The 12,210-nt window shown below is 61.1% G+C and carries 10 protein-coding genes; 4 read left to right on the plus strand and 6 right to left on the minus strand.

Translation table 11 applies throughout. The features are described 5' to 3' along the window. Positions 1-365 precede the first annotated feature (365 nt). Positions 366-2,459, plus strand: coding sequence for an LTA synthase family protein (locus tag PMI28_RS18465; RefSeq protein WP_007985345.1), 2,094 nt, complete (start codon positions 366-368; stop codon positions 2,457-2,459). A gap of 57 nt (positions 2,460-2,516) precedes the next feature. On the opposite strand, the gene PMI28_RS29525 is transcribed toward PMI28_RS18465, so the two are convergent. Next, a complete protein-coding gene (locus PMI28_RS29525; RefSeq protein WP_177318962.1) occupies positions 2,517-2,675 on the minus strand; it encodes a DUF3309 family protein in 159 nt (52 codons plus the stop codon). A 278-nt stretch (positions 2,676-2,953) separates the two neighbouring features. On the opposite strand from PMI28_RS29525, the gene PMI28_RS18455 reads away from it, so the two are divergent. From PMI28_RS18455 to csrA, 3 genes are all read left to right on the plus strand, one after another. Beyond that, positions 2,954-3,769, plus strand: a complete 816-nt coding sequence (locus tag PMI28_RS18455; protein ID WP_007985348.1) for an SDR family oxidoreductase — start codon at positions 2,954-2,956, stop codon at positions 3,767-3,769. Positions 3,770-3,833: 64 nt separating this feature from the next. Then, the gene (locus PMI28_RS18450) at positions 3,834-4,166 is read left to right on the plus strand and encodes a YnfA family protein (RefSeq protein WP_007985350.1); all 333 of its coding nucleotides are present in this window, start codon (positions 3,834-3,836) and stop codon (positions 4,164-4,166) included. A 154-nt stretch (positions 4,167-4,320) separates the two neighbouring features. Further along, positions 4,321-4,506: a carbon storage regulator CsrA gene (gene csrA / locus PMI28_RS18445; RefSeq protein WP_007985351.1), complete on the plus strand. Its 186-nt coding sequence runs from the start codon at positions 4,321-4,323 to the stop codon at positions 4,504-4,506. Positions 4,507-4,511: 5 nt separating this feature from the next. Here the strand turns inward: csrA and PMI28_RS18440 are convergent, their stop codons facing one another. The 5 genes from PMI28_RS18440 to mnmC form a co-directional block, all read right to left on the minus strand. Then, positions 4,512-4,739 carry a YheU family protein gene (locus PMI28_RS18440; RefSeq protein ID WP_003199186.1) on the minus strand — a complete coding sequence of 76 codons (228 nt, stop codon included), beginning with the start codon at positions 4,737-4,739 and terminating at the stop codon, positions 4,512-4,514. Between the two features lie 208 nt (positions 4,740-4,947). Beyond that, positions 4,948-6,138: an osmoprotectant NAGGN system M42 family peptidase gene (locus tag PMI28_RS18435; RefSeq protein ID WP_007985354.1), complete on the minus strand. Its 1,191-nt coding sequence runs from the start codon at positions 6,136-6,138 to the stop codon at positions 4,948-4,950. Positions 6,139-6,264: 126 nt separating this feature from the next. Beyond that, positions 6,265-8,013 (minus strand): N-acetylglutaminylglutamine synthetase, encoded by a 1,749-nt coding sequence (ngg, locus tag PMI28_RS18430; RefSeq protein ID WP_007985355.1) that lies wholly within the window; start codon positions 8,011-8,013, stop codon positions 6,265-6,267. A 3-nt stretch (positions 8,014-8,016) separates the two neighbouring features. After that, positions 8,017-9,789 carry an N-acetylglutaminylglutamine amidotransferase gene (locus tag PMI28_RS18425; RefSeq protein ID WP_007985357.1) on the minus strand — a complete coding sequence of 591 codons (1,773 nt, stop codon included), beginning with the start codon at positions 9,787-9,789 and terminating at the stop codon, positions 8,017-8,019. Positions 9,790-9,959: 170 nt separating this feature from the next. Continuing rightward, on the minus strand, positions 9,960-11,939 hold the full coding sequence (mnmC, locus tag PMI28_RS18420; RefSeq protein WP_007985359.1) for a bifunctional tRNA (5-methylaminomethyl-2-thiouridine)(34)-methyltransferase MnmD/FAD-dependent 5-carboxymethylaminomethyl-2-thiouridine(34) oxidoreductase MnmC: 1,980 nt from the start codon (positions 11,937-11,939) through the stop codon (positions 9,960-9,962). Positions 11,940-12,210 lie beyond the last annotated feature (271 nt).

Raw genomic sequence — 12,210 nt, forward strand, 5'->3', positions numbered from 1 at the left:
GCCTGCGAGGCTGCGTTCGGCTGCGCAGCAGTCGTAAAACCCTGAGCCCCCGGTCTTCCTGAAGAACCGCGCCGGCTGATCTTACGACTGCTGCGCAGCCGAACGCAGGCTTCGCCAGCTGCTACAAAGAGCGTGTTTTGCCTGGGGTTTATTGTGTTTCCGGATATGCGTTGCACGAAATTTTCACAAAGTGTCCAAGACAATTCGCCCGCGCCAACATTGCGGGCAGTAATCAATGGCAATGCCGCCGTTGATCGTGCAACATTTGCGCACCGCGCAATCCCCGGGGCCTGGTATTGGCCAAAAAGAGGGCAGGGCGCAGCTGTATTTTTGAAACTTCAACTTCCAATGGGTCCTAAAACGACATGGCAATCCCGGACGCCCTGAATCAGCAGCGAGCTTCTAGTCGCCTGCTGCAACCGACCGTCAAATCGCATCTGGCCTACACGCTGTTGTGTGCCCTGGTCATGATGGTCATGTTCAGCCTGCTGCGCGTCGCGCTGCTGGTTTACAACCGCTCGATGATCCTCGACACACCGGCTTCGACTTTCCTCGAGGCATTCGCCAACGGTCTGCGTTTCGACGTGCGTCTGGTGGTCTATCTCAGTATTCCGTTGCTGCTGGCATTGTTCAGCGCCCGGGCCATGGCGGCACGCGGGCTGTTCCGTCTGTGGCTGACGATCGTCTCCAGCATTGCGCTGTTCCTGGGCCTGATGGAGATGGACTTCTATCGTGAGTTCCACCAGCGCCTCAACGGCCTGGTCTTCCAGTACGTCAAGGAAGATCCGAAAACCGTGATGAGCATGCTCTGGTACGGTTTCCCGGTGGTCCGTTACCTGCTGGCATGGGCCGTGGGTACCTGGATCCTGAGCCTGGCATTCAAGGGCGCCGACCGTGCGACCCGTCCCCGTGGCCCGTTCAGTGGCGGCAGCATCGGCACGCGCCAGGTTGCACCGTGGTATGCGCGAATTGCGGTATTCGTGGTTTGTTTGCTGGTTTGCGTAGTCGCCGCGCGTGGCACTCTGCGCCAGGGCCCGCCGCTACGCTGGGGTGACGTCTATACCACCAACTCGAACTTCGCCAACCAGTTGGGCCTCAACGGCACCCTGCAATTGGTGGCTGCCGCCAAGAGCCGGATCTCCGAAGAACGCGACAACATCTGGAAGGCCACCCTGCCTCAAGAGCAAGCCCAACAGATCGTGCGTGACATGCTGGTGCTGCCGGACGAAAAACTGGTCGAGGCCGATATGGCCGCCGTACGTCGTGACTACACGCCGCCGGCCGACAAGACCCTGCCGATCAAGAACGTCGTTGTGATCCTGATGGAAAGCATGGCCGGTCACTCGGTGGGTGCTTTGGGCGGGCCGGGCAACATCACGCCGTACCTCGACAAACTGTCGAAGGAAGGCCTGCTGTTCGACCGTTTCTTCTCCAACGGTACCCATACCCACCAGGGCATGTTCGCCACCATGGGTTGCTTCCCGAACCTGCCGGGTTTCGAATACCTGATGCAGACCCCGGAAGGCAGCCACAAGCTGTCCGGCCTGCCGCAGTTGCTTAGTGCCCGTCACTATGACGACGTGTACGTCTACAACGGCGATTTCGCCTGGGACAACCAGTCGGGTTTCTTCAGCAACCAGGGCATGACCAACTTCATCGGCCGTAACGATTTCGTGAATCCGGTGTTCTCCGACCCGACCTGGGGCGTGTCCGACCAGGATATGTTCGATCGCAGCCTGCAAGAGCTCAAGGCGCGTGAAAACGGCAAACCGTTCTACGCCTTGCTGCAAACCCTGTCCAACCACACGCCTTATGCCTTGCCGACACCATTGCCGGTCGAGCCGGTGACCAATCGCGGAAACCTGAACGAACACTTGACCGCCATGCGTTACGCGGACTGGGCATTGGGCCAGTTCTTTGAAAAGGCCCGCAAGGAGCCGTACTTCAAGGAAACCCTGTTTGTCATCGTGGGTGACCACGGTTTCGGCAACGAACAGCAAATCACCGAAATGGACCTGGGCCGCTTCAACGTGCCGATGTTGATGATCGCACCGGGCATCCAGGAGAAGTTCGGCCAGCGCGACCACACAGTGGGCACCCAGATCGACATCGTGCCGACCATCATGGGCCGCCTGGGCGGCGAAACTCGCCAGCAATGCTGGGGCCGCGACCTGCTCAACCTGCCTGAAGGCGATAAGGGTTTTGGTGTGATCAAACCTTCGGGTAACGAGCAGACCACGGCCATCCTCAGCGACGACCGGATCCTTGTGTTGCCGAAGGAAAAGGACATGGCGCCGAAGTTGTACCAGTACGAAATGGGCGCTACGCCGCACGCCGAGATCATTGCGGATGCAGCGCGTTCCGCTGAGTTGAAACTCAAGCTCGAAGCGTTCCTGCAAACCGCGACCAAGAGCCTGCTGGACAACACCGCCGGTGTAGTTCACGGCACGCCGCAATAAGTTGTGACGCAATAGAAAAGAGGCCCTTCAAGGGCCTCTTTTTTTGCCTTGCGGATTTTATATTCGGCCGAGCAAGAGCAGGATCAACAACACCGCCAACACCACGCCGATAATTCCGGACGGGCCATAACCCCAACTTCTGGAGTGCGGGAAGACCGGCAAACCACCGATCAGTAACAGGATCAGGATGACGAGAAGTATTGTGCCCATGTCTATTTCCTTGTCGAAAATGCAGTGGGTTGACCATGCCAATCTAGGTCAGCGGGAATAAAGTAAATTCAAGCTGCTTAAAAATTTCGACTCTTGCACTTACAGGATAATTCCAGGTTTTTTTGAAGTATTTCGAACAGGCTCTTATTTCGTTTGTGGTTGCCTTGGTTACTTCAGGCGTGCCCGCGGTTTGCCCGGGCCATTCAGCAATCTGATGGAGCGTGGGTCGGGGAGTTTCCTTCGCTACACTCGATGCATCTTCGAGAACAACAAGGCTGTTTGCTATGCAAAATCGCATGATGATCACTGGTGCAGGCTCTGGCCTGGGTCGCGAAATCGCGCTGCGCTGGGCGCGTGAAGGCTGGCAACTGGCCTTGTCGGACGTCAGCGAGCCCGGTTTGCAGGAAACCCTGAAGCTGGTCCGTGAAGCCGGCGGTGATGGTTTTATCCAGCGCTGCGACGTGCGCGATTACAGCCAGCTGACGGCGTTCGCCCAGGCTTGTGAAGTCAAGCTCGGCGGTATCGATGTCATCGTCAACAACGCGGGTGTGGCGTCTGGCGGGTTCTTCAGTGAATTGTCTCTGGAGGATTGGGACTGGCAGATCGCGATCAACCTGATGGGCGTGGTCAAGGGCTGCAAGGCTTTCCTGCCGCTGCTGGAAAAAAGCAAAGGCAAGATCATCAACATCGCGTCCATGGCCGCGCTGATGCAAGGCCCGGCAATGAGCAACTACAACGTGGCCAAGGCGGGCGTGGTGGCGTTGTCCGAAAGCCTGCTGATCGAGCTGGCGCATCAGGAAATCGGCGTGCATGTGGTGTGTCCGTCGTTCTTCCAGACCAACCTGCTGGACTCCTTCCGCGGCCCGACCCCGGCCATGAAAGCCCAGGTCGGCAAGTTGCTGGAAAGTTCGCCGATCAGCGCCGCCGACATCGCCGATTACATCTACCGGCAGGTCGCCACCGGCGAGTTCATGATCCTGCCCCACGAACAGGGCCGCATGGCCTGGGCGATGAAACAGAAGAACCCGCAGTTGCTCTACAACGAAATGACGGTCATGGCCGATAAAATGCGCGCCAAGGCCAGGCAATCCGCAAGCTGATCTTGCCCATAGGCAACGCGGTGGTTAGGGTGGCCGCCATTGGCCATCCTCGCGAGACATTTGCATGCTCAATTACCTGTGGTTTTTCCTCGCAGCGCTGTTCGAAATTGCCGGTTGCTTTGCCTTCTGGATGTGGCTGCGCCAGGGTAAAAGCATGTGGTGGGTGGTGCCGGCGCTTCTCAGCCTGACCCTGTTCGCCCTGCTGCTGACCCGTATCGAAGCCGCCTATGCCGGCCGCGCCTATGCCGCTTACGGTGGCATCTACATCATTGCGTCAATTGGCTGGTTGGCCGTGGTCGAGCGGATTCGTCCGCTGGGTTCGGACTGGCTTGGCGTGGCGCTGTGTGTGATTGGCGCGAGCATCATTCTTTTCGGGCCGCGATTCTCCGCGTCCTGACAGAACGGCCCTACAATCACCCGGCGTGTCAGACTTTTCCGTCAGCGGGGTGGCTCAGGGGCTGTCAGTCTGGTCCGGTTTGCTGTCGGAGCATTGTAGGCGTACGACGGGCCGGGCATCTTCAAGGGCCAGTAACCCCTGAAGGACACTCCTCATGCTCGTACTCAGTCGCGTTGTGGGCGAAACCATTTCCATCGGTGACAACATTTGCGTGCGCGTTCTCGCGATCAACGGAAACAACGTTCGCTTTGGCGTCGAGGCGCCTCAGGACGTCAATGTGCACCGCTCCGAAATCTACGAACGCATCCAGAACAAACTGGAGAAAACCAAGGGACGCTGAAGGCTTCAGTCAAACAGGTGCTTGGGCACGTCGTGCTTGAGCATCAGTTGGCATTGTTCGCTTTCCGGGTCGAAGACAATCAGTGCCTGCCCCTTGGTCAAGGCCTGGCGCACGCGTAGTACGCGGGTTTCCAGCGGTGTGTCGTCACCATTGTCGGTGCCGTCGCGGGTCACGAAATCCTCGATCAGACGGGTGAGGGTGTCGACTTCAAGTTGGTCGTGGGGAATCAGCATAGGCACCTCGATTGGATCAATGGCGCGATGCTACGGCGATTGGGCGAGGACGGCCAGCCCGGGATCCTGTGTTGTCTGACAGATTGCCTTCGCGAGCAAGCCCGCTCCCACATTCGACCGCATTTTCCTGGAGTAACTCGGTCAACTGTGGGAGCGGGCTTGCTCGCGAAGGCGCCGGACCAGACACCGAATGTCTCCGCGTTTCAACTCAGTTCTCCGACCGCTGCCCCACCAGGCTGTCCACCGACGGCACCCGCGTATCGCTTTCCATTTGGGTGTCGTGTTCAAGTTGATGACTGAAGCGATCCAGTGAGCCCTTGGCCGGTTGCGCATCACTGGCAAACACTGGCGGGCTGAGGATGTACGCGCCGAGCAGGCGGCTCAGGGCGGCGAGGCTGTCGATGTGGGTGCGCTCGTAGCCGTGGGTGGCGTCGCAGCCGAAGGCGAGCAGGGCGGTGCGAATGTCGTGGCCGGCGGTGACCGCCGAATGGGCGTCGCTGAAGTAGTAGCGGAACAGGTCGCGGCGTGCCGGCAACTCGTTGTCACTGGCCAGGCGCAGGAGATGGCGCGACAGGTGATAGTCATACGGCCCGCCGGAATCCTGCATCGCGATGCTCACGGCGTGCTCGCTGGAGTGTTGGCCTGGCGCGACTGGTGCGATGTCGATGCCGACGAACTCACTGACGTCCCAGGGCAACGCCGCTGCCGCGCCGCTGCCGGTTTCCTCGGTGATGGTGAACAGCGGATGGCAGTCGATCATCAGGTCTTCGCCACTGTCGACGATGGCTTTGAGCGCCGCCAGCAGTGCGGCTACCCCGGCCTTGTCATCGAGGTGGCGGGCGCTGATGTGGCCGCTTTCGGTGAACTCCGGCAACGGGTCGAAGGCGACGAAATCGCCGACGCTGATCCCCAGCGACTCGCAGTCGGCGCGGGTGGCGCAGTAGGCATCCAGACGCAATTCGATGTGGTCCCAACTGATCGGCATCTCATCCACGGCGGTATTGAATGCGTGCCCGGAAGCCATCAGCGGCAAGACACTGCCGCGGATCACGCCATTGTCGGTAAACAGGCTGACCCGACTGCCTTCGGCAAAGCGGCTGGACCAACAGCCGACTGGCGCGAGGCTCAGGCGGCCGTTGTCCTTTACCGCACGCACTGCTGCGCCGATGGTGTCCAGGTGGGCGGAAACGGCGCGGTCGGGGCTGTTTTTCTTGCCTTTGAGCGTGGCGCGGATGGTGCCGCGACGGGTCATTTCGAAGGGAATCCCGAGTTCTTCAAGGCGTTCGGCGACATAGCGCACGATGGTATCGGTGAACCCGGTGGGGCTGGGAATGGCGAGCATTTCCAGCAGGACTTTTTGCAGGTAGACGAGGTCCGGTTCGGGGATTTTACTGGTCATGGAAACTCCTGATGAGTTGAGGCGCCTTTCAGGCCGCCTTCGCGAGCAAGCCCGCTCCCACAGGGAAACGCGATCAAAAGTGGGAGCGGGCTTGCTCGCGAAGAGGCCAGTCCAGACACCACAGAACTAAGGCACCACCGGCTGACTGTGCGGAAACAGCAAATCCACAAACCGCTCCGCCGTGGGTTGCGGTTCGTGATTGGCCAGCCCGGCCCGCTCGTTGGCTTCGATAAACACGTAATCCGCCTGGTCAGCGGCGGACACCATCAGGTCAAGGCCGACCATGGGAATGTCCAGCGCCCGCGCTGACCGCACGGCGGCGTCCACCAGCGTCGGATGCAGGATCGCCGTCACGTCCTCAAGAACGCCACCTGTATGGAGGTTCGCCGTACGCCGTACGAACAGATGCTCGCCGGTCGGCAGAATGCTGCTGTAGTCGTATCCGGCGGCATGCAAGGTGCGCAGGGTTTCCTGGTCCAGCGGGATCTTGCTTTCGCCGCCCGTGGCCGCTTGTCGCCGCCGGCTCTGGGCTTTGATCAAGGCGCCGATGGAGTGCTGGCCGTCGCCGACTACTTCAGCCGGCCGGCGAATGGCGGCCGCGACCACTTCAAAACCGATCACCAGGATTCGCAGGTCGAGGCCTTCGTGGAAGCTTTCCAGCAGCACGCGGCTGTCAAAGCGGCGGGCGGCCTCGATGGCTTGCTGAACTTCGTCGATGGTTTGCAAATCCACTGCCACACCTTGGCCCTGTTCACCGTCCAGCGGTTTGACCACCACGCGCAGGTGCTCATCGAGAAACGCCAGATTGTCATCGGCGTTACCCGCCAGTTGCTGCGCCGGCAGGTTCAAGCCGGCAGCCTTGAGCACTTTGTGGGTCAGGCTTTTGTCCTGGCACAGGCTCATGCTGATGGCGCTGGTCAGGTCGCTCAGGGATTCACGGCAGCGTACCCGGCGCCCGCCATGGCTGAGGGTGAACATCCCGGCGTCAGCGTCATCGACCTGCACATCGATGCCACGACGATGAGCTTCCTCGACAATGATCCGCGCGTACGGGTTGAACGCCGCTTCCGGGCCTGGCCCGAGAAACAGCGGCTGATTGATGCCGTTCTTGCGCTTGATGGCGAAGGTCGAGAGGTTGCGAAAACCGAGTTTGGCGTAAAGGCTTTTCGCCTGGCGGTTGTCGTGCAGTACGGACAGGTCAAGGTAAGCGAGACCGCGACTCATGAAGTGTTCGATCAAGTGCCGCACCAGCACTTCACCGACACCCGGCCGCGCACAATGCGGGTCGACCGCCAGGCACCACAGGCTGCTGCCGTTTTCCGGATCGTTGAAGGCCTTGTGGTGGTTCAAGCCCATGACGCTGCCGATGACCGCGTCACTGTCCTCGTCTTCGGCCAGCCAGTACACCGGGCCACCCAGGTGGCGCGCAGTGAGCCGGGTGGCATCGATCGGCAGCATGCCGCGCGCCTGGTACAGCTGGTTGATGGCCTGCCAGTCGGCGTCGCTTTGTGCGCGCCGGATGCGAAAACCGCGAAACACCCGGGTGGCCTGGCGGTAATCGCTGAACCACAGGCGCAAGGTATCGGACGGGTCAAGGAACAGCAGGGTCGGCTCCAGCCCCAGTACTTGCTGGGGGGCGGCGACGTACAGGGCAATGTCCCGTTCGCCGGGCTGCTCGTTGAGCAACTCCCCGGCGAGGCTCGCGGCATCGGCAAAGGTGTGGCCGATCAGCAAGCGGCCCCAGCCACAATGCACGGCGATCGGCGCTCCGCCGAGTTCACTGCCGTCCTCGGCCAGACGTGCCTGCAAGCGTTCGTAGGAAGGCGACTGGCCGCGCAACAGGCGTTGGCTGAAAGCCGTGGCGTGAGGTTTCATCGGTCAGATTCCTTGTTCGCTGAGCCACAGGTTGAAAGCCGCCAGTTGCCACAGCTTCGAGCCGCGCAAGGGCGTCAATTGTCCCTGTGGATCGGTCAGCAGACGGTCGAGCATCGCAGGCTTGAACAGGCCGCGATCCTGGCTGGGATCGAGCAGCAACTCGCGCACCCAGCCCAGCGTATCGCCCTGCAAATGCTTGAGGCCCGGCACCGGGAAGTAACCTTTCTTGCGGTCGATCACTTCACTGGGAATCACTTGGCGTGCGGCTTCCTTCAACACTTGCTTGCCACCGTCCGGCAGTTTGAAACGCCCCGGAATCCGTGCCGACAACTCCACCAGGCGGTAGTCGAGAAACGGCGTGCGCGCTTCCAGGCCCCAGGCCATGGTCATGTTGTCGACGCGTTTGACCGGGTCGTCCACCAGCATCACCGTGCTGTCCAGGCGCAAGGCCTTGTCCACCGCCGCATCGGCACCGGGGCTTGCGAAATGGGCTTTGACGAAGTCACCGGCGGCGTCATGCGCGGTCAGCCATTGCGGTTGCACGGTGGCGGCGTAGTCGTCGTAACTGCGGTCGAAAAACGCTTCGCGGTACGCGGCATACGGATCGCTCGCACCGTCCACTTGCGGATACCAGTGGTAACCGGCGAACAGTTCGTCGGCGCCCTGGCCGCTCTGTACCACTTTGCAGTGTTTGGCCACTTCCCGGGACAGCAGGTAGAAGGCGATGCAGTCATGGCTGACCATCGGTTCGCTCATGGCCCGGAACGCGGCAGGCAGCTGTTCGATGATCTCTTTTTCATCGATGCGCAACTGGTGATGCTGCGTGCCGTAGTGTTGGGCGATCAGGTCGGAATACTGGAACTCGTCACCGCGCTCGCCACCGGCATCCTGAAACCCGATGGAGAAGGTCGACAGATTGTCCACGCCGACTTCCCGCAACAAGCCCACCAGCAAACTCGAGTCGACGCCACCGGACAGCAGCACGCCGACATCCACTGCCGCGCGTTGGCGGATGGCAACCGCTTCGCGGGTGCTGTCGAGCACACGGTCGCGCCAGTCTTCGAGGGTCAGATTCATCTCATCGGCGTGAGGGCCGTAGGGCAGCGTCCACCAGGTTTTCTGCTCGGTGCGGCCATCGGCTTCGATGCGTATCCAGGTGGCGGGTGGCAGTTTTTCAATACCCGCCAGCAAGGTGCGCGGTGCCGGGACTACAGAGTGGAAATTCAGATAGTGATTAAGCGCCACGGGATCGAGGAGCGGATCGATGTCGCCGCCCTTGAGCAATGCCGGCAGCGCCGAAGCAAAGCGCAAACGCTGGCCGGTGCGCGACAGGTACAACGGTTTAACGCCGAGACGGTCGCGGGCTATGAACAGACGTTGGGCATCGCGCTCCCAGATGGCAAAGGCGAACATGCCGTTGAGTTTCGGCAGCAAGGCTTCGCCCCAGGCGTGATAACCCTTGAGCAGCACTTCGGTGTCGCCACCGGAATAGAAGACGTAACCCAAGCTTTCAAGTTCTGCGCGCAGCTCCGGAAAGTTGTAGATCGCCCCGTTGAAGGCCAGGGACAAGCCCAATTGCGGGTCGATCATCGGCTGCGCCGAGCCGTCCGACAGGTCCATGATTTTCAGGCGCCGGTGGCCCAGGGCAATCGGCCCCTGGCTATGAAAACCCCAGGCGTCGGGGCCGCGAGGGGCCAGGTGATGGGTGATTCGTTCAATGGCTGCAAGGTCTGCAGGTTGATGATCAAAACGTAACTCGCCAGCTAATCCGCACATAAATTCCTTACCGGTTTTTCCGTTGGGGAGGGTCAATCGATACCGCGCCCAAATGGCGGGTACTCAGAAAGTGACCCTCCTCGGTAAGGGGAGTTTTAGATCGATGGGTTATATGCGCGACTGACCACGGCCGAATCCCCCCGTGAGGGCGACTTCGGCTGCTGTATCGACTACTTGCCGCGGATCAAACGCCGCAAGGCAAACCGGTTGGGATGGCAGGCCTCAGCCACGCTTCTGGGCAAGGGCAGGGGTTCGTTATCCAGCCAGGCGGCGAGCAATTCACCGGACAACGGCGCGGTGATCAGACCCCGCGAGCCGTGGCCGCTGTTGACATATAAACCGTCGAACCATGGGCATGGGATATCCGGCACTTGCCGGGCGTCCTTGCCCAGCGCGGCATAGGCTTGGGCGAAGGCCTGTTCGTCGGCCAGCGGACCGACGATCGGCAAATAGTCGGGACTGGTGCAGCGGAAGGCAGCGCGACCTTGAAGGCTTTCAGGGTCGATACGATCGATCTCCAGCCGCGTGACCAGATCGTGGGAAATCTCTTCGAGCATGGCCAGATTGCCCAGGTGCTCTGCCGTGGTGGGTGTCAGGTCTTCGCTCTTGAAGTCGAAACTGGCCCCCAGGGTGTGCTCGCCGAACCGCGCGGGGGCGACATAGCCTTCGGCACACACCACTGTGCCAAGGGACTGGCTTTGCGGGGTTTGCGCCAGACGCGTGATTTGTCCGCGAATGCGTTTGAGCGGTAACCCGGCGCTCTCGGGGAAACGCTGGATTTCAGCAGCACCGGCAAGCACCACCACTGGCGCGCTGGCGAGCAGGCCTTTGCCGTCCCAGGCCTGCCACTGGTCCTCAACCTTGCGCAGTTCCAGCGCATCGTGATGGGTGAGCAATTGAATCTGTGGATGCGCAGCCTGCCACCGGCACAGCGCCGGTGGGTGAACCCAGCCGCCTTCGGGATAGAACAGGCCCCCGTGTGCCAGCCCGATGCCGGCCAGGGCCTGTGCCTCGGGTTGATCCACCAAGTGCAACAGATCCGCAGGAAACGCTTGCGCCAATTGCATCTGGCGTTCGGCTTCCTTGGCGTTGAAGGCCAGTTGCAACACGCCGCAATCGTCCCAGTCGCAGCCCCGTTGCAAGTGTTCGAGCAGTCGTCGGGTATAGCCGAAACCGCTGACGATCATTTGCGACAGCGCCGTGCCATGGGCGGATAACTTCAGGTAGAGCACGCCCTGTGGGTTGCCCGAGGCTTCCTGGGCGATGTCGTCGTGGCGCTCCAGCAAGGTCACTTGCCAGCCCCGCGCGGCGAGGCTGGCGGCACTGGCACAACCAGCCAGCCCGGCACCGATCACCAGTGCCCGGCGTTCGCCGGTCAGCGGAGCCGGGCGGGCAAACCAGGGTTTATCCGGGGCAGGGGCAGGCGTTTCCTGCGGCCAGCCGAGAAACTCGCCGCGCAGGATTTCCCATTTGTGGCCGATGCCGGGGATGCGTTTCATCTTGAAGCCGGCGGCGTTGAGCAGGCGCCGCACCCAACCGGTGCTGGTGAAGGTGCTGATGGAAGCGCCGGGGGCGGCCAGGCGTGCGAGTTCGGCAAACAGTTCGGCGGTCCACATGTCGGGGTTTTTCGCCGGAGCGAAACCGTCGAGGAACCAGGCGTCGATCCGGGCATCGAGTTGGGGCAGTTGTTCCAGCGCGTCGCCGATCAGCAGGGTCAGGGTGACACGGCCGTTATCCAGCGTCAGGCGCTGAAAACCCTGGTGGATCGCCACGTACTGCGCCAGCAACTGATCGGCAAACACCTTGAGTTCCGGCCACAGCGCCAGGGCACGCTGTAAGTCAGCCGGGCTCAGCGGGTACTTTTCGACACTGACAAAATGCAGCCGCGCACGGGCCGCCGCGTGTTGCTCGAACACCTGCCAGGCACACAGAAAATTCAGCCCCGTGCCAAACCCCGTCTCACCGATGACCAGGCGCCCGCCCTGCGGCAACGCAGCAAAACGTTCGGCCAAACGGTTCTGTTCGATGAACACATAGCGGGTTTCATCCAGCCCCGACTGATCGGAGAAGTACACATCGTCGAACACTCGCGAGTACGGACGACCTTGGTCGTCCCAGTCGAGTTGGGCGTGGGGCAGTACAGGTCTCATGGCAGGCTCGGCAACGGCAAGGCCGCCATTCTAGCCGATCGACGGGGTGTTGCTTGATCCGTGGCAAGGCGTGCATTGGCTGAGTCATCGAAAATCGATGGCCTGCACAAAAAACTGTGGCGAGGGAGCTTGCTCCCGCTCGGTTGCGAAGCAGCCGCACTGGTCCCGGTCCCCTTGATAAAGGGTTTGGGACGGCTTCGCCGTCCAGCGGGAGCAAGCTCCCTCGCCACAGGCTCCGTATCTGCCCCAAGAATGGATTTCTTCCACGTAG

This window comes from Pseudomonas sp. GM48, assembly GCF_000282335.1.
GTDB lineage: Bacteria > Pseudomonadota > Gammaproteobacteria > Pseudomonadales > Pseudomonadaceae > Aquipseudomonas.

Coding starts and splice junctions, on each gene's coding strand:
- ngg (WP_007985355.1), bottom strand. CDS start 8,013: ATGAAACCTCACGCCACGGCTTTCAGCCAACGCCTGTTGCGCGGCCAG.
- csrA (WP_007985351.1), top strand. CDS start 4,321: ATGCTCGTACTCAGTCGCGTTGTGGGCGAAACCATTTCCATCGGTGAC.
- PMI28_RS18425 (WP_007985357.1), bottom strand. CDS start 9,789: ATGTGCGGATTAGCTGGCGAGTTACGTTTTGATCATCAACCTGCAGAC.
- PMI28_RS18450 (WP_007985350.1), top strand. CDS start 3,834: ATGCTCAATTACCTGTGGTTTTTCCTCGCAGCGCTGTTCGAAATTGCC.
- mnmC (WP_007985359.1), bottom strand. CDS start 11,939: ATGAGACCTGTACTGCCCCACGCCCAACTCGACTGGGACGACCAAGGT.
- PMI28_RS18455 (WP_007985348.1), top strand. CDS start 2,954: ATGCAAAATCGCATGATGATCACTGGTGCAGGCTCTGGCCTGGGTCGC.
- PMI28_RS18440 (WP_003199186.1), bottom strand. CDS start 4,739: ATGCTGATTCCCCACGACCAACTTGAAGTCGACACCCTCACCCGTCTG.
- PMI28_RS18465 (WP_007985345.1), top strand. CDS start 366: ATGGCAATCCCGGACGCCCTGAATCAGCAGCGAGCTTCTAGTCGCCTG.
- PMI28_RS18435 (WP_007985354.1), bottom strand. CDS start 6,138: ATGACCAGTAAAATCCCCGAACCGGACCTCGTCTACCTGCAAAAAGTC.